Here is a 20,521-nt window from a genome sequence, read left to right as displayed (position 1 = left end):
CTGCCGAACGCCGTCAGCCGTTCTGGCCGGGCCAGTCCCAGGCATTGCGGCCATCGGAGAAGGGTGTGTAGACCTTCTGAACCACGGCAGGGTCACGCAGCCATTCTCCGTAGGCTGTGCGCTGCGTGGGCGACATCTTTTCCGGATCCATCACGACTCCATCTTTCGTCAGGAAGTTTCGCGACGAGTCTCCCTTTATGTATTCTTTTGGGTTTCCGGTATACGTCTCATGGCTTCCGTCGACCTTCCACACCTCGACTTCCGGAATGTACCGCGCGTCGAACCCTCCGTTCTTCTCGCGAAGGAGGTCGTTCGCCTGATCCTGATAGGAGGTCTGCCAGCTCGTGTCGATGGTTGCTTTCTTGACTCCTTCGATCTGATGCCGAAGCTCGGCCGGTGCGTCCGATGCGTCGACATGGACTCCCTGCTTGATCCAACCCGTAAGGATGCCCGACCCCATCCCATAGGCAGCTCCGATCGCGGCACCCTTGGCTCCCGCCATCCCTGCTCCGCCTGTAGCGCCCATAGCCACGCCCGTCACCTGATCAATGAGGCCGTCACGGAAGGCGTTGGTGTCCGCAACCCATTTGTCACGCTCGGCGCCCAGTTGAGTGGAGACAGTGCGCATATTCTCGTAGTAGAAGCGCTGCATCATCCCCTTCTGAGCCGAGATGTATCGCACCGAGTCACCCGTACGATCCGGATTGATATCGTTCTCCTGCGCAATCATCTTCTGGTTGTATCCCTGGAAAAGTGCTCCGATGATTCCAGCACCCTTGGGGTCGCGACCGGCTTCCACCGTCAGCGCTCCCCACATGTCCTGGGAAAGCTCCAGCCCTGGACGCTTCCTGTCCTGACCGGCGAAGTAAGATTTGTCAGTCCATTCTTTGCCGCCACTCCACAGGTCATTACTCACAGGAGACGTCACACTGTGTTCGACGTCGTTCCAATAGGAGGTCATGATGCTGGTGTAAAGCGCGGACGTACCGTCGACGGGATGTACGCCCTTCATGTCGCCCTTGCTGTGCTTATAATTTTCATAGATCAGGTGTGCCGCGTTCTTTTCCGCCAAGGACGGATTGTCCTTCCTCAGCGTCACACTTCCCGCGTGCAGGATGTTCAGGAAGGCCACTCCACGCTCTTTGGGCTCATCGACCTTCCAAGGGCCAGTGGTGTACAGCATCGACTGAACGCTGCCCGCGTTGTGATCCATCCACTCGCCGGAAGCTCCCGCATTTCGCGAGATGGCGTCGAAGAGCTGCTCATAGCCGTCCTTCCCCCATTCGCCCTCACCGATTCCGCTGTTCCCTAGAAACTGGTTCTCGTTCGTCTTCGTGTCCTTGCTGAAGACACGATCACCAAACGCCACAAGGAAATCTTTGTCATGTGACCCACCGCGGAGGAGCGGAGACAGGCGGTCCGGCCGGAATCCAAAATGCTCATCGATCGCAGAATCATCGAACCACTTGTTCCAGGCTCGCTGCTTCTCCTTGGGCGTCTTGCCCTCGAAAGCTACCTTCGTGTACGTACCGAAGGTGTCGGCGATGGTTTTGCGATCCTTCTCCCTCTGATCCGCGTCATCTTTGTAGGCATCACTGTTGCGGTCCCCCATTTCCTGGGACATCCACAGCAGGCTTTTCGACCCGAGGACGTCGTAGAAAGACTTCACATAGTCGGCGTCTGCCTTGTTCGCACGGAGGTCCGCGAACATTTCGGGAGTGATTTCCTCTCCGTTCTCAAGCCGCCTCTTGAAGTCGTCTCCCAGCTTCTTTCCGTTCGCCACCGACTGTTTCGTCTGGCCGACCATGCTTTCCTTGATCCGTACCATTCCCTTGTAGCCGTGGCCGTACTTCTCGTCCTCGGCGATGGAGAGGTGGTGGCGGCGTCTGAGCATGGGGAGTTGGTTCTCCGACCAGCCGGCGATGGCGAGCAGTTCGGTCAGCGGGTCCGTTTCGACGCCGTAGCGTTCGAAGCTCGACTTGATCCACGTCGCGCTGGACCTCAGTTTCTCCTGGTCCTTCTGGAGTGACTGGATCGTCCTGGCCAGCTGATCCGGATCGATACCGGAGAAACCGCCCTCGTCGCCTGCCATGAAATTGTCCCCCGCGTGGTCGGTTGGTCAGCTTGTTCGGTGTCAGCGCTGCCTCGCGTCGTCAGCGCAAATCCATCCGCATCATCTTCGCCTCGGCGGGCGACACCTTCTCGGGCAGCGAGTCGATCCTCTTCTGCACCGCCGGGATGAGCTTGTCGATCTCTCTGATCATGCGGCCGCGGTTGCCCTCGATTTCGTCGTGCCACTTGTTGGCCGTCTTGCCGACCCAGGACTTCTTTTTGTCGCCAACGTCCTGAGATGCGGACTTCAGGCATTTTTTGAGCTCTTTGACCTCCTCCACGAGATTGCTCTTCAGAACCTCGAGCTGGGTTCGATAAGGGTTATCGACCTTCGGCTGCTCGTTCGTATCCCCCACTTGCGCCTCCAGTGCGGCATCACGTTGCAGTTCGGAAATATTTGCCGTCTACAGGGAACCAACAATAAGGAGCTTCCGGTACCGCGAGCAAGGAGCCTTGAGCCGATGACGCGGCTACACCCATTGCGATAGCATCGGGTCCGGCGGACGGAAGGTTCGTCTGGCTATCGATACACGGGGAGGCAGTCATGACGCTAAAGGGCGCAGATACCACACGACTCCGGAGTCTTTCCACCACCTTCAAGACTCAGCACGGCAACCTCGACGACCTGATTCGTGCCATCTCGACGGGCACGAGTCACAGTGAAGAGTTCTGGAAGGGCGGCCGAGCCAACCGATTCCGGGAGGAATGGGACAAGCTCAAGCCGCAGCTGCAGAACTTTGTCACGTCTCTTGAGAATGCCCGCAAGGAGACCAGCGACGCCGCCCAGGCGAACGACACCATCAACGACTAGTTGAGCGAAAGTCGTTGATGAGGGGGAGTCGACCCCACATCGAGCACAGCACAGCTCAGCGCAATACAGCACAGCGCGACACAGCTCAGTACACGCATGCGGGCCGGGCCACCCACAGGTGGCCCGGCCCGCATGCGTTGACCGTCGGCCGTCAGCCCGGCAGCACCGCCTGCGCCGGCATGGCCTCCCCGCTCCGGACGAACAGTCCACGCCCGGTCGGGCCGCCGCCGCTGTTCGACGAGACGCGGGTGTTGAACATCTCGCCGTCCGCCGTGCCCTGCGGAGAGAGCAGCAGGCCGTTGCGCGAACGCCGTGCCTGCACCACGGAACCGCGGTATTGGGAGGACAGCGTGTCGACCGCGCCTGCCATGATCAGGCCGAGACCGCCGTCCATGCCGCGGCGCAGTTCCTCCTCAAGGGCCTCGTCGAGCGGGGTGTCGTAGATCAACTCGGCGTCGTCCACCAGGATGACGTATGGCCCCCGCGCACTGCCCGTGAGCGCCTGCAAATCGTCCGCCGAACCCTCGCTGTCGAGCGTTCCGAGGACGCCGGGCTCCGAGGCCAGGTCCCGCAGGGGTGAGCGCCTGGGGGTGATCAGGACGACCTCGGTGCCCCGGCTCAGCAGGGACATCGCCGCCACCACCAGGGTGCTGGAGCGCCCGGACTTCGGCGGACCCGAGATGACGAAGCCGGGCCCCGCCTCCTCCAAGTCCATCCCGAGCGGCGAGAGTTCGTCCCCGCCGGCCGCGAAGAGGGCCCACAGGTCCGACGGCGGAACGAAGTCGGGCTGCAACGCCATGGCTTCGGACGCCTTGAGCCGCGCCGGCAGTACGTCGACCCGGATGGGCCTCTGGTGCTGGGCCGGGCGCGCCCAGGTCTGCGCGGCCACCCGGGCGATCTCCTGCAGTGCCGCCACCTGCGCCTGTCCGCTCGGGTTCTCCGCGAGCAGCGCGATCTGGCTCTCCTGCACCCCGTCGTCGGTCCCCTTGAGGGCCCTGCCGGACGGCACCTCCTTGGGTACGTCCTTCGGCGTGATGCCCGCGAACGAGTAGTCCTGCGGGTCGGCGAGCCGCAGCACGAGCCGTTCGGCGAAGGAGCTGGAGATCTCTCCCATCAGGCCGCTCCGGTCGGTGGCGAGGACCACCTTGACGCCGACGGCGGCGCCCTCGCGGAACAGCCGCTTCGCCGCTTCGACGAGCCGTCCGTAGTCGTAGTTCTCGAACGCCAGCCGGAAGGCGTCCCACCCGTCGATCAGGACGACCATCCACGGCAGACGGTCCTCGGGGCCGGCGGCGGCGCGCTGCTCGGCCGCACTCGACTGGCCCTTCTCCGCGAGGAACATCTGTCGTCGCGTGACCTCGTCGAGCAGGCGTCCCAGCAGCCGGTCGACCCGCGCCGTCTGGTCACGGGTGACGACCGCGCCGCAGTGCGGGAGGCTGGTCAGCGGGAGCAGCGCGTTGGCTCCGCAGTCGATTCCGTAGATGTGGACGTCGCTCGGCGCGCAGTTCTGCGCGAGTGCCCCCGCGACGGTCCGCAGGGCGGTCGACCGTCCGGAGCGCGGACCGCCCGCGATCATCAGGTGCTCCCCGTCGGCCAGGTCGAGCGCGAGTGCCTCGCGCGCCTGCTGGGCCGGCAGGTCGGTGAGCCCGAAGGCCACCGGACGGACCGTGTCGGCGCCGGGGCCGGCCTCGGGCGGAGCGGGCAGCTCGGATGTCAGTACCTGCGCGGGAATCGGCGGCAGCCACGGGCTGCGGGGTTGCGCGCAGCCGAGTTGCCGGGCCCCCGCGCTGATGGCCTCCACCAGCACGGCCAGGTCCGTCACCATCGTGCCGTCGTCGCCGTCCGCCTGTGCGGCTCGCGGCGGTGGATGCCCGTAGGCCACCCAGTCCAGGAAGTTCAACGTGACCTGGGGTGCCGTGTCGTGGCCCGGCCGCCGTCCGCCGATACGCGCGGACTGGACACCGATGAGCGACTGGGCGCCGGACCGTACGTAGCAGCGGCCCGGCGTGGCCTTCGAGATGTTGCCCGAGTCGGGGGCGTCGATGACGTCGCGTGACTCCTCGCCGTTGGTGACGCGCAGCGCGATACGCAGGTTGGTGTTGGCCCGGATGTCCTGGCTGACCACACCCGCCGGGCGCTGGGTGGCGAGCAGGAGGTGCACGCCGAGTGACCGGCCCCGCCGCGCGATGTCCACCAGGCCCGCGATGAAGTCGGGGAGCTCCGCGACCAGTGAGGCGAACTCGTCGATGACCAGCATGAGCCGCGGCATGGGTTCAAGGTCGGACCGCAGCCTGCGGGCGTCGTTGTAGTCCTCGATGTCCTTGGTCTCGGCGTGGAAGAGGATCTCCTCACGGCGTCTGAGTTCCGCCGCCAGCGAGGCGAGTGCGCGCTCCGTCAGATGGGCGTCGAGGTCGCTCACCATGCCGACGGTGTGCGGCAGTCGGGCGCAGTCCTGGAATGCGCTGCCGCCCTTGTAGTCGATGAGGACGAAGTTGAGGGCGTCCGGGGTGTTGCCCACGGCCAGCGAGGCGATGATGGTCTGCAGCAGCTCCGACTTACCGGCGCCGGTCGTGCCGGCGATCAGTGCGTGCGGTCCGTCCCGCCGGATGTCCAGGACGAAGGGTCCGTCGGCGGCCAGCCCGATCGGTGCCGCTGTCGTCGCCCCGCCGCGCTGCCAGATCGAGGCGATGTCGGCGCCTGTGGGGTTGGGCATCTCCAGCAGGTCGAGCAGCCGGGCGGCCGTGGGCAGTGCGCTGTCGGCGTCGTCCCGGCTCACGTCCACGACGGGTGCGAGAGCGCGGGCCATGCGTTCGCACCAGGCGATGGAGACCTGATCCGCCAGTACGTCACCGGCGGCCTCGTATCCGTACCCCCGGAGGTGGACCCGGGTGGCCGACTCCAGGGTCCAGCAGATCGCGGTGCGGCACTCCTCCGGCAGCAGCCGTTCGTCCTCGTCCACGCAGAGCGCGAAGATCCCGTGCGCCGGCCCCTCCTGGAGCAGCTGGGGAACACCGGGCACCCTGCGCAGCAGCCGGGCGCCGTCGAGAACGAGCAGCACCTGCGCGTCGGGACGCAGGACGTTCAGGCCGCCGTTCTCCTTGGCGACCGCCTGCCGTCTGGTGAGTTCCGCGAGGAGTTCGGTGACCCGGCGCGAGATGGACTCCGCGTCCGTACCCATCAGGGCGACGCAGTTCTGGCCCTGCTGCGGGCTCGTGTGCGGCAGCCACTGCGCCCAGCTCCAGTTCTGCGCCGCGTCCGCCGCCGAGGAGAGCACCACCAGGGAGAGGTCGCGGGGGCTGTGCAGGACGGCCGCCTGAGCGGTCATCCAACGCGCGCTGGCCACCGCCCGCGTCCTGTCCCCCGCGATGCCGACCACGCCCAGCTCCGCGAAAGGCAGGGTCAGCGGCACGTTGGTCACCACCGGAGGCTCCGGATCCTCGGCGTCCGAGCCGGCGTTGCGGGCGTTGGCGATGTCGATCTCCGCACGGAGATCGCTGAAGCCGACCCTCAGGTGCATCGCGTCCGGGTCGGTGATCCGCCGTTCCCACAGGCGCCGCCGGGGGCCGGTGGCGAACAGCAGGAGCTGGCCCGGATCCGGGTAGGCCTCACGCCTGCGGCGCTGGTCCAGTTCGCTCAGCCGCTCGACCTCGGCCTCGTGTTCGGCCTTGGCCTTCCGGTACTCCTTCATGGCGGCCCGGTACTTCTTCTTGCCGTGACGCCGGTCGCTGACCCACTGGCCGAAGATCATCAGGGGCGACAGCAGGCAGAACAGGAGCATGTAGATCATCTTGGTGACGAAGTACATGCCCACCCCGAAGAAGAGGGGGAGGATCGCCGAGATGAGCTGGAACCGCTGTGCCTCGTCCTTCTTCGGCGGCGCGGGAACCACAAGTCGTGGATTGGCTCTGGGCGAGGTCAGGCGCGGCGGTCGGTTGTAGGCGAGACCGCCCGCTCCCGCGGGTGAGAGGTGGGCATCGGGCTCGCCGACCTCGGAGAGGCTGAACAGTGATTCGCCGGACTTCAGCAGGACACCGGGCTGCCATTCCCGGGGAGCGGCCACCGGCTCGTCGTCCAGGACGAGTTCGGCGCCGCCGAGGGGAGCGATCTCCACGCGTCCCTTGACGTCGACGGTCACTCTCGCCGCCGTCTGCGCCAGATAGGGGTCCTCGACGGAGAGCGTGGCAGTGGGCGCGGAGCCGATCGTGCTGACCCCGGCGGAGAGCCGGGCCACCCGGCCGGCCCCGGCACCACCGCTGACGGTGACCTCATACCTGCCGATGGGTTCGCCGTTGACCATGAAGGGTCCGACGGACGGGTCGGTGGTGAGGCGCACGCCGTCCCTCAGCGCGCTGCCGATCTTCGCCTCGGGCGCACACAGCCTGCCGTCCACCCACAGCCCGGCCGCGACGGCGGCCCGCTGCCACGAGGGGGCCTGACCAGGGAGAGGTGTCACCACCCCTTGAGCCGCGAACGACGCGGGGCCGCCCCGCGTCTGGAGCCGTTCCACCGCCGCAGCGACTTCGGCCGCGGTCGTACCGTCGTCGACGTTGATGACCGCGTCCTGTGGTGCGACTCCCTCCCGGACCACGGTCGCCCGCACTCGCATCAGGACGTGTCCCCTCCCCTTAGGATCCTTCAGGTCATGATCTGAAAATACGCAGTCCAGAGCCTAGCTCGCACCGGTCAGCTGTTCGGGTGCTTCGCCTGTGCACATTCCGGGGAGGCCTAGCCCGGACGCCCGTTCTCCTCCACGGCGACCGTCGGAGCGAACGTGCGCAGGGCCTGGGCCAGGCGCTCGCGGTCGAGGGTCCACAGGTTGATGTGCCTGCTCGCCAGGAAGACCTCGTGATCGACATGGCCCGCCAGTCGGCCGGTCTGCTCCCGCGTCAGCGCGGAGTTGGGACCCGGCAGCGCGGGCGCGCCCGCTCGGCGCCGAAGGCCCACGTAACGCATCGGCGTCGGCGCGGAGGTCTCCTGCTGCCACAGCACCACCGCCTCGACATCTCCCCAGGGGACGAAGGCGGTCTGGCTCGCGTATCGGGCGGGCGCGCCCCCCAGGGTCACTCCTCTCTCATCGACGCGGAACGCGACGAGTCGCTTCGCCCACGCGCCGCTGAGAAGCTGAAAAGGCGTCCAGGTGTACTGGACCTCGTACGCTGACGTCGCATCTGCGGACATGCTCATCGCAATCGCTCGGGTTCGCCGGTCCTCCGGGGCTGCCTGTACTCCAGGACCGCCCGGAGGGCACGAACTGTCTGGTGTCCCTCATACCGCCGGCAGCGCATAGACCTCATACCCATGCGTGGCCGGCAGCCGGTTTGCGGAGATCGTGATCTGCCACGGTTCTCCCGGATCCTTGTTGCCGTTGCCTCCCCAGCAGCCGGTAGCTGCCCAACTCCCTTGGGTCGTCGGGCCGCAGTGTCTGCATGGTCGAGCCTTCCCCGTTGACGTTCGCTATCGCAGACACAGTAGTGATCGACGGGGTGGGCGGGGAGGCGGGGACGGGCGGTCGGTCGGCCCCGTGCCGCGCGCTATCCGACCTTCGACATCCGGGCCACCGGATCGCCCGCCTTCGCGTTGTCCGTCTCGTAGCGCAGGTCGTCGCCGACCGGGACCAGGCGGACCTCGTGACGGCCCGTCGTGCACTCGGACGTGGTGGACGGCTTGGCCACGCTCGTGGCGATCAGCTGTCCGGCCGTCACCTTCTTGAGGTAGAGGTCGGTGTCGCAGGTACCGCCGATGAGGTCGGTCTGGCGGAACGTGCCGAGCCGCTCGCCCGCCTCCGCCTGACCGACCGTCACTCGGAAGGTTCCCATGGGGAGTTTGCCGTCGAGGGCGAAGCCGTCGCCCTCCCAGGTGCCGAGGTACGACGCGGGCACCGCACTGTCCGCACCGCCGGTGGGGCCGGTGCTCGGGTCGGCGCTGGGGGTCGCGCTGCTCCCGGTCGAGGGGCCGGCGCTGGACGCGGGCGGTCGGGCTGCGGACCCCGAGTCGTTGTCGTCGTCCGAGCCGGTACCCGGCAGCAGGTCGAACACGAACACCGAGCCGAACGTCACCGCCGCCAGCGCCCCGGCCACCGCGAGGGCGACCGTGCAGCTCAGCTTGCGGCCACGGCCGCCGGCACCCGGCACGGAGGTCGCGGCCACACTGACGGACACCTTCCCCACGGCAGGCGGACCGTCGGAAGGCGAACCACCGGAGGAGGGACCGTCCGAGGGCGAACCCTGAGCGGGCGGACCGTCGGCGTCCCGTGGTTCCGGTACGTACGCGGGCGCGGGGGCGCCGGAGTACGGCGTGTGCGGCCCGTTGCGGGCGCCGGGAGCGTAGGGCGAGTACGGGGAGTAGGACGCGTAGGAGGGGTCAGGCGGACCGAAGACCCCGGGCACCCCCTCCCCCACCGAAGGACTCGTGCCCGCAGGGCTCCCCTCCGCAGGACTCGTCCCCGCAGGGCTCCCCTCCGCAGGACTCGCCCCCGCAGGGCTCCCCTCCGAACGGCCCCCCGCCGAGAGGCTGTCACCGGAACGGCTGCCTTCCGAGGGGCCGTCACCTGACGGACCCGTCTCGCTTCCCACCGAAGCGCTGCTGAACCCCACCACCCCCGACGGCGCCGCCTCCGCCGCCCCGTCCGCGACCTCCAGGTTCAGCAGCCGTACGGCGCTGCGGCTGACCTGTTCCACCAGGGGGCCCGGCAGCCAGCCCGCCGCCACCAGCCGTGCCGCGCCCTCCGGGGCCAGTGCGGTCGCGAGGGCCGCCGGGGACGGGCGCGCGGACGGGTCCTTGGCGAGGCACCCGGCCACCACCTCCCGCAACCCGCCGGAGAGCGAGCCCAGTTCGGGCTCCTCGTGGACCACCTTGTAGAGCAGGGCGGCCGAGGAGTCACCGGGGAACGGGGACGAGCCCGTCGCCGCGTACGCCAGTACCGCGCCGAGCGAGAAGACGTCGGCCGCGCCGGTGACGCCCTTGCCGAGGATCTGCTCGGGCGCCATGTAGCCGGGCGAGCCGACGGAGACACCCGTCGAGGTGAGGGACGCCGTGCCGTCGGTCGCGCGGGCGATGCCGAAGTCGATGAGCAGGGGTCCGTCGAGCGTCAGCAGCACGTTCGACGGCTTGACGTCCCGGTGGACCAGGCCCAGGCCGTGCACGGCGGTCAGCGCCTCGGCGAGACCGGCGCCCAGGACGCGTACGGAGTGTTCCGCGAGGGTGCCGGAGTCGGTGACCGCCGCGGTCAGCGTGGGGCCGGCGGCGTAGCCGGTCGCCACCCACGGGACCCGGGCGTCCGGGTCGGCGTCGAGGACCGGGGCCGTGTACGCGCCGCCCACCCGCCGCGCCGCCTCCACCTCGCGGCGGAACCGGGCGCGGAACTCCTCGTCGAGCGCGAAGTGCGGGTGCACGATCTTGACCGCGACGGTACGGCCGCCCGCGCTGCGGCCCAGGTAGACGCGGCCCATCCCGCCGGAGCCGAGCCGGCCGAGCAGCCGGTAGGGCCCCACGACCGTGGGTTCATCGACATCGAGTGGCCGCATGCGCCCGCACCTCCCCCGTAAGCCCTTGTGCCCATATGCCCGTACCCGTGCCCGTGTACGTGGGTCGGTCGTCCCCCGGACGGCCCGCACGCACTCCAGCAGGGTAGTGCCGCACGCCCCAGGGACTCAGGTGCCGGGAGGCCCGGGGCGAGGAAGCTCGGGGCCAGGAAGCTCAGGGCTCCAGCAGGTCGACCCGCACGTCCGACGCGAAGCCGGTCGTCGGACCCACCCGGCGGGCGAACTCCCTGACCGCCTCAAGCTGCGGCGCGCCGAAGCGGAAGTCGAGCGTCGTGAAGTAGCGCTCCAGGACCTTCTCGTCGAAGGCCTCCCAGCGGGCCGCCTGCTCGGCGACCTTGCCGACCTCCTCAAGGGACAGGTCACGGGAGGCGAGGAAGGCCTCGTGGACCTTGCGGGTGAGGACCGGCTCGCGTTCCAGGTAGTCGCGGCGGGCGGCCCAGACCGCGAAGACGAAGGGCAGGCCCGTCCATTCCTTCCACAGGGCGCCGAGGTCGTGCACCTGGAGGCCGTAGCGCGGGCCGTCCAGCAGATTGGCGCGCAGGGCGGCGTCGCCGATCAGCACCGCCGCGTCGGCCTCCTGCATCATCAGGCTGAGGTCGGGCGGGCAGGTGTAGTAGGACGGCTCGACGCCGAACCGCTCCGACAGCAGGAGCTGCGCGAGACGTACGGACGTACGCGAGGTCGAGCCGAGGGCGACCCGGGCGCCGTCCAGCTGGTCAAGCGGGACCTGGGAGACGATCACGCAGGACATCACCGGGCCGTCGCAGCCGACCGCGATGTCGGGGAAGGCGACCAGTTCGTCGGCGTGCTTGAGGAACTCGACGAGGGTGATGGGCCCGATGTCGAGATCACCCCGTACCAGCTGCTCGCTCAGCTTCTCCGGGGTGTCCTTCGTGAGCTCGAAGTCGAGCAGCGTGCCCGTTCTCGCGAGCCCCCAGTAGAGGGGCAGGCAGTTCAGGAACTGGATGTGGCCGACGCGCGGCCGTGAGCGGCGGGCGTCGGGACGCCCCTCGGGAGACTCAGGAGAATTGTCCACATCGCGAGGCTAGCCCCCATGCGGTACGGTGCAGGATCCAGGGTGCCCGAGTGGGGTACGCAACCGCTTCCGCCTCCCGTGTCAACCCCTGTGACACCGAGTGATACCGCTACGTCAGCCCCTCCGGCGGGCCCGCCAAACTTCCGGGTGACGTGATCTTGCCCTCTATTGCTTTCGGCTGCCCTCCTGGGTAAGGTCGTCCGCAAGTTGCAGTTTGGTTTCCCTTGCAGTACAGAGCCTGCGGAGCATGTGACCGCGGGCTCTCGTCGTTTTCAGACGAATGCAGTTGTTTACAAGGTTTTGTTTACAAGCTTTTGTTTACACCTTGCAGGTTCTGGAGCAGGGCAACCCTTTGGGCCCAAGGAGGGCTTATGGCTACCGGAACCGTGAAGTGGTTCAACGCCGAAAAGGGCTTTGGTTTCATCGCCCAGGAAGGCGGCGGCCCGGACGTCTTCGTCCACTACTCCGCGATCAACGCGAGCGGATTCCGCTCCCTCGAAGAGAACCAGGCGGTTACCTTCGACGTGACCCAGGGTCCGAAGGGCCCGCAGGCGGAGAACGTCACCCCCGTCTGATCCTTCGGCTGAGTCCGGGCTCCCCGAGCCCGACACTCTGATCCGGAACCTAGAAGCAAGACCCAAGGAGCCCCACACCGTCAGGTGAAGGGGCTCCTGCCTTTTCCCCGCGCTCCCTTTCCCCCGCCCCGGCCCCCTCCCCCGCTCGTCACTCGTCGCCGAGTGCGCCGTCGTACATCGTCTCGATCTCGCCGGCGAACTCCCGGGTCACCACCGCCCGCCGGAGTTTCATCGTCGGGGTGAGGTGGCCGGCCGTCTCCGTGAAGTTGAGGGGCAGGACGGTGAAGCGGCGGATCGATTCCGCGCGGGAGACGAGGCGGTTGGCGTCGTCGATCGCCCGCTGGAGGACGGTGAGCAGGTCCGGGTCGGTGACCAGCGTGGCCGCCGGGGCCTGCGCCCTGCCGGTCATCCGGCACCAGTGGGCCATCCCCTCGCCGTCCAGGGTGATCAGCGCGGTGACGTAGGGGCGGTTGTCGCCGATGACGACGCACTGGCTGACGAGGGGATGCGCGCGGAGCCAGTCCTCCAGCGGCGCGGGGGCGACGTTCTTGCCGCTGGTGGTGATCAGGATGTCCCGCTTGCGGCCGGTGATCGTGAGGTAGCCGTCGTCGTCCAGCTCGCCGATGTCGCCGGTGGCGAACCAGCCGTCCTGGGCGGCCGGGACGACCCCGCCCGCCTGCGGGTCCCAGTAACCGCGGAAGACCTGGTTGCCGTTCAGCAGGACCTCGCCGTCCTGGGCTATGCGCACCCGGGTGCCGGGCAGCGGCCAGCCGACCGTGCCCAGCCGCGGCCGGTGCGGGTAGGTGAGGGTCGCCGCGGCCGTCGACTCGGTGAGGCCGTAGCCCTCGTACACCTGGATGCCGGCGCCGGCGTAGAAGGAGGCGAGGCGGCGGCCGAGCGGGGAGCCGCCGCAGATCACCTGGCGGACCTTGCCGCCGAGGGCCGCGCGGATCCGGCGGTAGACGAGGGGGTCGTAGACGGCGCGGGCCGCTCTGAGTTTCGCGCTCGGCCCGGAGCCCGTGCCGTGCTGCTGGGCCTCCAGCGCCTCCCCGTAGCCGCGGGCCACCCGGGCGGCGCGGTCGAAGGAGGCGGCGCGGCCCATCCTCTCGGCGGTCGCGCGGCCGCTGTTGTAGACCTTCTCCAGCACGTACGGGATGGCCAGCAGGAAGGTCGGGCTGAAGCCCGCGAGGTCCGTCAGCAGTTCCTCCGTACGGATGCTCGGCGCGTGGCCCAGGCGTACCCGGGCGCGCATACAGGCGACGGCGACCATCCGGCCGAAGACGTGCGAGAGGGGCAGGTAGAGGAGCGTGGACGCGGGCTCCTTGAAGGTGGACTTGAAGACGGGGTGGAGCAGTTCGACGGCGTTGTCGACCTCGGCGAAGAAGTTGCCGTGGGTCAGCGCGCAGCCCTTGGGGCGCCCGGTGGTGCCGGAGGTGTACATGATCGTCGCGAGCGAGTCGGGGCCGAGGACTCCGCGGCGTACGGCGACCTCCTGGTCGGGGACGCTCCGGCCCAGCTCGGCGAGACGGTCCGTGTGCCCCTTCTCGAAGATCCACACGTGCTGGACGTCGGGCAGCCGGTCGCGCTCGGGGCCGAGCGCGGCGGCCTGCGACACATGCTCGACGGCGATCGCGACCGCGCCCGAGTCCTGGAGGATCCAGCGCGTCTGGAAGACGGACGAGGTCGGGTAGACGGGGACGGTCACCAGGCCCGCGGCCCACGCGGCGAAGTCCAGCAGCGTCCACTCGTATGTCGTACGCGCCATGATCGCGAGCCGGTCGCCGGGCATCAGGCCCTCGGCGATCAGCCCTTTGGCGACCGCGAGCACCTGGTCGGCGAACTCGGCCGCCGTGACGTCCTGCCAGCGGCCGTCGGGTCCCTTGCGGCTGAGCACCGCGTCGTCCGGCACCTGGTCCGCGTTGTCGAACGGGATGTCCGCGAGCGAGCCGTGGGTCACGGGCAGGATCAGCGGGGGGACCGAGACCTCTCGTACGACCCCGTCCAGGCGCCTGACCTCGGGTTCCGGTAGGGCGGGCTGGGGGCGGGAAGAGGGATCGCGGGACACGGGCGGCTCCTTACTCTCGTACTTCTCCCATTACGGACCCGGGAAAGGGCAGGTTCACCCGGGAAACCGGGGGGCTTGTGTGCGGAAGAGTGAGAAGTTGGTGCGCGTTCGGACGGCTGTTCATCTTTTGCCTGAGGTGTGGGCATAGAAGGTGGCCCGCATCGGGCCGCGCCTCACGGGCGTTCGAGGATCGCCGTCACGCCCTGGCCGCCCGCCGCGCAGATCGAGATGAGGCCGCGGCCGGGGCCCTCCCGCTCCGCGAGCAGTTTCGCCAGGGTCGCCACGATCCGCGCGCCGGTGGCCGCGAAGGGGTGGCCGGTCGCCAGTGACGAGCCCGCCACGTTGAGCCGGGCCCGGTCCACCTCGCCGAGCCCCCGCTTCTCCCAGGCCGCGAGGGTGGCGAGCACCTGCGACGCGAACGCCTCGTGCACCTCGACGAAGTCGAAGTCGTCGAGGCCGAGTCCGGCGCGTTCCAGCATGCGCGGGACCGCGTGGGCGGGTGCCATGAGCAGCCCGTCCTCCCCACCGGCCACGTCCCCCGCGACGAAGTCGACGGCGGCCGTCTCGTACGCCGTCAGATACGCGAGCGGGGTCAGGCCGCGGCCGGAGGCCCACTCCTCGCTCGCGAGGAGCACGGTGGCCGCGCCGTCGGTCAGCGGGGTCGAATTACCCGCGGTCATAGTGGGGTTGGGGCCGTTAACGCCGAACACGGGCTTGAGGGCGGCCAGTTTGTCGACCGTCGAGCCGGGGCGGAGGTTCTGGTCCCGCTCCAGCCCGCGGAAGGGCACGACCAGGTCCGCGAAGAAGCCGCGTTCATAGGCGGCGGCCAGCCGCTGGTGGCTCGCGGCGGCCAGTTCGTCCTGCGCCTCGCGGGTGACGGCCCACGTCCGGGCGGTGACCGCGGCGTGCTCGCCCATGGACAGGCCGGTACGCGGCTCCGCGTTGCGCGGGATCTCCGGGACGAGGTGGCCGGGGCGGACGCGGGAGAGCGCCTTCAGCCGGGCGCCCGCCGACTTCGCGCGCCGGGCCTCCAGCAGGATGCGCCGCAGGTGGTCGTTGACGCCGAGCGGGGCGTCGCTCGCCGTGTCCGCGCCGCCCGCGACGGCGGACTCGGTCTGCCCGAGGGTGATCTTGTTGGCCGCCGCGACGACGGCCTGGAGGCCGGTGCCGCAGGCCTGCTGGATGTCGTAGGCGGGGGTGCGGGCATCGAGCCGTGAACCGAGCACGGTCTCGCGCGCGAGGTTGAAGTCACGGCTGTGCTTGAGAACGGCGCCGGCCACCAACTCCCCGACCGCGCCCGGCTCTTCGAGGCCGAAACGGTCCACGAGGCCGTCGAGGGCCGCGGTCAGCATCTCCTGGTTCGAGGCGGTGGCGTACGGGCCGTCGGAGCGGGCGAAGGGGATGCGCGTACCGCCGATGACCGCGACGCGGCGCGGCTCCGGCAGCCGGAGGAGTCCGGCGGCGGCACGGAGGGGCTCCGCGGCGCGGACCGGTCCTGCGGCGCGGAGGGGTCCTGCGGCACGGCGGGGGCCCACGGCGCGGAGCGGCCGGGGTGGGCGGCTGGGTTCGTCGGGGCTCATCTCGACCTGCTCCCTCACGGTGACGTAGCATTACCTCGGGTAACCTTACTCCAGAGTAAGCAAGGAGTGGGCGCCCGCGCGAGCCTGCGCCCGAGCGCACCCGACCGAGCTGGGAGCTGAACCATGGCCGACCGCTATCTGAGCCTCACCGGCACCGCGCCCGGCCGCTTCCTGACCCGGCGGCTCGGCCTGCCCCAGCCGGCCCGGCTACGGCGGTGGAGCCCCGAACAGCCCTCCCTGCAGGGGCGGTTGCTGCACCTGACGGCGGGCAAGTCCGACCTCGACCTGGCGCCCGTCCTCACCTTCGCGGGGCTGGACCTGGACCTCGTACGGGCCGGCTCGGCACTGGACGTGGGCACCGAGAACCCGGTCGCCGTCGTCCTCGACGCCACCGGTGTCCGTGACGTCGACACGCTCGCCGAGGTCCACGCGGCGCTCCACCCCGTCGTCCGGTCGGTCGCCGGGAGCGGGCGGATCGTGGTGCTCGGCTCGCCCCCCGACCCCGCCGACCACCACCAGGCCGCCGTGCAGCAGGGCCTCGAAGGGTTCGTACGGTCCCTCGGCAAGGAGATCGGGCGGGGCAGGACCGTCAACCTCGTACGGCTCACGGACGCGCGTGCGGCGGAGTCGACGTTCCGCTTCCTGCTCTCGCCCCGGTCGGCGTACGTCAGCGGGCAGGTGATCGAGGTCGGTGACGGGGCCGGTGCCGGTACCGGTGCCGGCGGGACGGGGGCGCCCGCGGACTGGGGCAAGCCGCTCGCCGGGCGGACCGCCCTGGTCACCGGGGCCGCGCGCGGGATCGGCGAGGCCGTCGCCACGACGCTCGCGCGGGACGGGGCGCGGGTGGTGTGCCTCGACGTGCCCGCCGCCGAGGCCGACCTGGCCGCGGTCGCCGGACGGCTCGGCGGGGTCGCGCTCGCGCTGGACATCACGGCGGACGACGCGGGGGCGCGGATCGCCGGCGCGCTGCCGGAGGGCGGCCTGGACGTTCTCGTCCACAACGCGGGGATCACACGGGACCGGCGGCTGGTCAACATGCCCGCCGAGCGCTGGAGTCCGGTGCTCGACGTCAACCTCGCCAGTGTGCTGCGCACGACCGACGCGCTGCTGACCGGCGGCACGCTCCGCCCCGGCGGGCGCGTCGTGGCCACCGCGTCCATCGCCGGGATCGCGGGGAACGCCGGCCAGACCAACTACGCCGCGTCCAAGGCGGGGATCGTGGGGCTCGTACGGTCGCTCGGGCCGCGGGCGCTCTCGGAGTACGGGGTCACGGTGAACGCCGTCGCGCCCGGCTTCATCGAGACGCGGATGACGGCCGCGGTGCCGCTGTTCATCCGCGAGGCGGGGCGGCGCATGAACTCGCTCGCGCAGGGCGGGCTGCCGGTGGACGTCGCCGAAACGACGGCGTGGCTCGCGAGCCCGGGGTCGGGGGCGGTCAACGGGCAGGTGGTGCGGGTGTGCGGGCAGAGCATGTTGGGCGCGTGAGCGCTCCGCTGGGGTGACCCGGGGGGTGGGATTGCTTGGGGTGCGTTTACGGGTGCGGGTGGGTGAGGGCTGGCCGCGCAGTTCCCCGCGCCCCTTGGGGGGTGGGGGATGGCGTGGGCTTGCACCGTGCGGGTCTGTAAGGGCTGGGTGCGCAGTTCCCCGCGCCCCTTTAAGGGGCGCGGGGAACTGCGCAATCTTTTCGTCTTTTGGGGTGCGGGGAACTGTGCACCCGGTATCGGCCCCGAGCGCGGTCCTGTTGTGGAGGAGGAGAGTTGGAGATGGGTGAGCTCGTGGATGGTGTGAGCGGTCTGGACCGTACGCGTACGCTCGGTCGTTCGCCGTCCCTGTGGCCCCTGCTTGCCCGGGGAGCCGTGCTCTCCCCGTTCAAGCGGCCCAGGCCCGGCGTCACCGCACCCCGTACCCGGCTGGTCCTCCCCGGTGTCCGGGTGGACCTCGGCAGGCTCGCCGCGTACGAGCGGGCCTGCGGATTCGGCGTCGGGGCGGACGAGTTGCCGCCGACCTACCCGCATGTGCTCGGTTTCCCGGCGGCGATGCGGCTGATGAGCGCGCGGACGTTCCCACTGCCTCTGCTCGGGCTGGTGCACACGTCCATCGGGATCACCCAGCACAGGGCGCTCACGGCCACCGGCGAGTACGAACTCGCCGTCAGCGTCGACGACCTGGTACCCCACAGGCGCGGAACCGAGGCCGTCGTCACGACCGAGGTACGGTCGCGCGGCGAACTCGTGTGGGAGTCACGCAGTACGTATCTGGCACGGCACGCGGTCGAGTCGGCGGGGGCCCGAAGCGCTGTCGAGCAGGCCGTCGCCGGGCGGCTGCGCGGGCGGGCCGCGGCGGCGGAGCTCAAGCCGCTGCCCGTACTCGCCGAGTGGCACCTCGCGGAGGATGTCGGGCGGCGGTACGGCGCCGCGTCCGGCGACCGCAACCCGATCCATCTGTACCCCCTCACCGCCCGGATGTTCGGCTTCCCCCGGACCGTCGCGCACGGCATGTGGACCGTGGCGCGCTGCCTCGCCGAACACGGGACACCCCGAGCGGCGCGGGTGCGGGCGGAGTTCAAGGCACCGGTACTGCTGCCGGGAACGGTGTCGTACGGGGCGAGGAGCAGCCGTTTCGAGCTGCGCGGGGCCGACGGCGGCGGCCGGCTGCACCTGACGGGAGAAGTACTGCCGCTCGTCTGATCGGGCAGCAGTACTCCGCGCGGTCTGCGGGGCGGGGTGCGCGGTCTCCGCAGCGCCGGGGCTTTCCCGGCTTACGTGGCTTCCGGGGCCTCGGTGGTCTCCGAGGGCTCCGGGGTCTCCGCCCACGGCTGCCCCTTCATCAGGTCGCCCAGGCCCGCCCAGGCGAAGTTCATCAGGGTCGCGGCGGCCTGCCGGGCGGAGACCCCGGGGGTGGCGTTGGCCCAGGCGGCGAGGGACTCGGCGGCGCCGACGAGGGCCTCCGCGAGGCCCGCGACCTCGCGCTCGGGCAGCGAGGGGTTCCGGTGGGCCTCCCGCGCCGCGACCACGATCAGCTCGGTGACGAACGCCACGATCTCCTCGCGCATCGCCGCGATCTCGGCGGCGAACGGCTCCCCGTGCGTACGCGCCTGACGGTGCAGCACCGCCCAGCCGTCCGGGTTCTGCGCGGTGTGCGTGAAGAACGCCCGCAGCCCTTCCCAGAGTTGGCGGTCGGCGGGCAGGTCCGGCCGCACTCCGGCGCGTACCGCCGCGGTCAGGGCGGCGGCCTCACGCCGGATGCACGCGGTGAAGAGGTCTTCCTTGCTGTTGAGGTAGAGGTAGACCAACGGCTTGGACACGCCCGCCAGATCGGCGATCTCGTCCATCGAGGCGGCCCGGTAGCCCCGCTGCCCGAAGGTCCGCACGGCGGCGTCCAGCATCTGCTGTTCGCGCACGGCACGGGGCATCCGCTTGCTCTTCACTGCACCCATACAGGAAAGACTATGTTCTGCCGACGGTCACGCCGGGGCGAGGTGCGTTCGGACCGGGGCCCGGGTGGGGCCCCGCCGTCGTCGCCGCCGTAGTCCCCGCCGTCGTATTCAGGCCGTCCGGCTCTGGGCGCCGGACACGTCGCTCGGCACCTCGCCGGACGTCGTGGCGGACGTCTTGCTGGACGTCTTGGCCGAGGCCGCGTCCGCCGCCTCGTCCTCCTGGTTGCGGTTCGCCTCCAGGTTGGACTTCATACGGTCGACGCGCTCGACAACCTGGATCGAGGCGCGGTCGCGCTCCTTGCGGAGGACCACGAAGCTGATGGGCGCCGAGACGACCAGGGCGAGCATGACGACCCACATGCCGTTCGAGTCGCCGAGGCCGCGCGGAGCGACGCCGGAGTAGACGAGGCCCCAGACGACCACGAGGCAGCCCACGAAGATCCCCAGGCGCATCAGCGTGTAGCGGAGCATCTCAATCCACTCTTCCCGTTCCGGACTTCCCAAAGGGCACCGTCCAGTGAAGCACGGGCGTGCCGCGATCTTGTAGGGGGGTGCGCGGGGCGTGGGATGGTCCTGGGCGGACGGAGGGCGGGGGCTCTCAGTCGACGCGGCCGAGCGAGAGCAGCATCGTGATGTCGTCCCGGTCGTCGCCCGGCGCCACCCTGATCGCGTCCGGTACGCGGCCGACCTCCTTGTAGCCGCACGATCCGTAGAACCGTTCCAGGCCCTCGCCGCCCCGGCAGGTGAGGCGTATCGCCTCTATGCCGTCGAGACCGCGGGCGGCGTCGGCGGCGGCCGTGAGCAGGTCGCGGCCGTAGCCCTTGCCCTGGTGCCTCGGGTGCACCATCACCGTGTACAGCCACAGCCAGTGCGTCATCAGGCGGTGGGTGTTGTGGGTGAGGAAGGCGGTCGCCGCGACGGTTCCGTCCTCGTCGCGGCCGATCAGGAGCCGGGTGCGGCCCTCGGCCATCGCGACGAAGTGCTTCACGAGTTCCGGTCGTATCGTCTCGGGCGACACGGGGGGTACGAAGCCGACGGAGCCGCCTGCGTTGGATACGTCGGCCCATAGGTCGGCTATGCCGTTCCTCAGGGCGGGGCCGACGGAGGGGTCGAGCTCGAACGTAAGGGCCATGTGGGGAGATTACTTATTACCCAGCGTGTGGCTCAAGTGGGTACTGGGGTTGCGCGGCGGGTGTGGGGCCGTGGGCGCCGAGTGCGCCGTTCCCCGCGCCCTTAGGTGAGTGAGGGCGAGGCCCGGATGGCGGGTGCGGGCCGTGACGGTTGGCCGCGCCGTTCCCCGCGCCCCTAGGCAGTGTCTTCAAATGATCACCGTGATGGATCATGGTGTCGTGATACGTCGCCATG

15 protein-coding genes are annotated in these 20,521 nt (G+C 69.8%); 4 read left to right on the top strand and 11 right to left on the bottom strand.

The features are described 5' to 3' along the window. Window positions 1–13: 13 nt before the first annotated feature. Both IE278_RS31250 and IE278_RS31245 read right to left on the bottom strand, forming a co-directional pair. Complete coding sequence (locus tag IE278_RS31250) at window positions 14–2,092, bottom strand: hypothetical protein (protein WP_189776915.1); 2,079 nt, start codon at window positions 2,090–2,092, stop codon at window positions 14–16. Window positions 2,093–2,153: 61 nt separating this feature from the next. Then, on the bottom strand, window positions 2,154–2,468 hold the full coding sequence (locus IE278_RS31245; protein ID WP_189776913.1) for a hypothetical protein: 315 nt from the start codon (window positions 2,466–2,468) through the stop codon (window positions 2,154–2,156). A gap of 188 nt (window positions 2,469–2,656) precedes the next feature. Between IE278_RS31245 and IE278_RS31240 the strand changes: the two genes are divergently transcribed. After that, window positions 2,657–2,923, top strand: a complete 267-nt coding sequence (locus tag IE278_RS31240; RefSeq protein ID WP_107020882.1) for a WXG100 family type VII secretion target — start codon at window positions 2,657–2,659, stop codon at window positions 2,921–2,923. A 151-nt stretch (window positions 2,924–3,074) separates the two neighbouring features. Here the strand turns inward: IE278_RS31240 and IE278_RS31235 are convergent, their stop codons facing one another. The 4 genes from IE278_RS31235 to IE278_RS31220 all read right to left on the bottom strand — a co-directional run bounded on the left by IE278_RS31235 (window position 3,075) and on the right by IE278_RS31220 (window position 11,500). Further along, complete coding sequence (locus tag IE278_RS31235) at window positions 3,075–7,529, bottom strand: FtsK/SpoIIIE domain-containing protein (protein ID WP_189776911.1); 4,455 nt, start codon at window positions 7,527–7,529, stop codon at window positions 3,075–3,077. 119 nt (window positions 7,530–7,648) lie between these two features. Next, complete coding sequence (locus IE278_RS31230; RefSeq protein WP_246570922.1) at window positions 7,649–7,987, bottom strand: hypothetical protein; 339 nt, start codon at window positions 7,985–7,987, stop codon at window positions 7,649–7,651. A 467-nt stretch (window positions 7,988–8,454) separates the two neighbouring features. Beyond that, window positions 8,455–10,446: a serine/threonine-protein kinase gene (locus IE278_RS31225; protein WP_189776906.1), complete on the bottom strand. Its 1,992-nt coding sequence runs from the start codon at window positions 10,444–10,446 to the stop codon at window positions 8,455–8,457. Between the two features lie 172 nt (window positions 10,447–10,618). Further along, complete coding sequence (locus IE278_RS31220) at window positions 10,619–11,500, bottom strand: menaquinone biosynthetic enzyme MqnA/MqnD family protein (RefSeq protein WP_189776904.1); 882 nt, start codon at window positions 11,498–11,500, stop codon at window positions 10,619–10,621. Window positions 11,501–11,871: 371 nt separating this feature from the next. Here IE278_RS31220 and IE278_RS31215 point away from each other — a divergent pair, with 371 nt between their 5' ends. Further along, window positions 11,872–12,075 carry a cold-shock protein gene (locus tag IE278_RS31215; protein WP_033319512.1) on the top strand — a complete coding sequence of 68 codons (204 nt, stop codon included), beginning with the start codon at window positions 11,872–11,874 and terminating at the stop codon, window positions 12,073–12,075. A gap of 148 nt (window positions 12,076–12,223) precedes the next feature. On the opposite strand, the gene IE278_RS31210 is transcribed toward IE278_RS31215, so the two are convergent. Together IE278_RS31210 and IE278_RS31205 are read right to left on the bottom strand one after the other, a co-directional pair. Next, entirely contained in the window at window positions 12,224–14,140 is a 1,917-nt protein-coding gene (locus IE278_RS31210; RefSeq protein WP_189776902.1) for an AMP-dependent synthetase/ligase, read from the bottom strand. A 173-nt stretch (window positions 14,141–14,313) separates the two neighbouring features. Then, a complete protein-coding gene (locus IE278_RS31205) occupies window positions 14,314–15,720 on the bottom strand; it encodes an acetyl-CoA C-acetyltransferase (RefSeq protein ID WP_189776899.1) in 1,407 nt (468 codons plus the stop codon). Between the two features lie 123 nt (window positions 15,721–15,843). Between IE278_RS31205 and IE278_RS31200 the strand changes: the two genes are divergently transcribed. Continuing rightward, window positions 15,844–17,205, top strand: a complete 1,362-nt coding sequence (locus tag IE278_RS31200) for a 3-oxoacyl-ACP reductase (RefSeq protein ID WP_189776897.1) — start codon at window positions 15,844–15,846, stop codon at window positions 17,203–17,205. Window positions 17,206–17,483: 278 nt separating this feature from the next. Then, complete coding sequence (locus IE278_RS31195) at window positions 17,484–18,407, top strand: MaoC/PaaZ C-terminal domain-containing protein (protein ID WP_189776895.1); 924 nt, start codon at window positions 17,484–17,486, stop codon at window positions 18,405–18,407. A 71-nt stretch (window positions 18,408–18,478) separates the two neighbouring features. On the opposite strand, the gene IE278_RS31190 is transcribed toward IE278_RS31195, so the two are convergent. The 3 genes from IE278_RS31190 to IE278_RS31180 all read right to left on the bottom strand — a co-directional run bounded on the left by IE278_RS31190 (window position 18,479) and on the right by IE278_RS31180 (window position 20,288). Further along, window positions 18,479–19,156: a TetR/AcrR family transcriptional regulator gene (locus IE278_RS31190; RefSeq protein WP_189776893.1), complete on the bottom strand. Its 678-nt coding sequence runs from the start codon at window positions 19,154–19,156 to the stop codon at window positions 18,479–18,481. Between the two features lie 108 nt (window positions 19,157–19,264). Further along, window positions 19,265–19,627 carry a DUF4229 domain-containing protein gene (locus IE278_RS31185; RefSeq protein WP_189776891.1) on the bottom strand — a complete coding sequence of 121 codons (363 nt, stop codon included), beginning with the start codon at window positions 19,625–19,627 and terminating at the stop codon, window positions 19,265–19,267. Window positions 19,628–19,754: 127 nt separating this feature from the next. Continuing rightward, window positions 19,755–20,288: a GNAT family N-acetyltransferase gene (locus tag IE278_RS31180; RefSeq protein WP_189776889.1), complete on the bottom strand. Its 534-nt coding sequence runs from the start codon at window positions 20,286–20,288 to the stop codon at window positions 19,755–19,757. Window positions 20,289–20,521 lie beyond the last annotated feature (233 nt).

Origin of the sequence: Streptomyces tauricus (assembly GCF_014650955.1) — a bacterium.
GTDB lineage: Bacteria > Actinomycetota > Actinomycetes > Streptomycetales > Streptomycetaceae > Streptomyces > Streptomyces tauricus.
The sequence above is the reverse complement of the archived record's forward strand: the minus strand, read 5'-3'. Positions and strand labels throughout refer to the sequence as shown.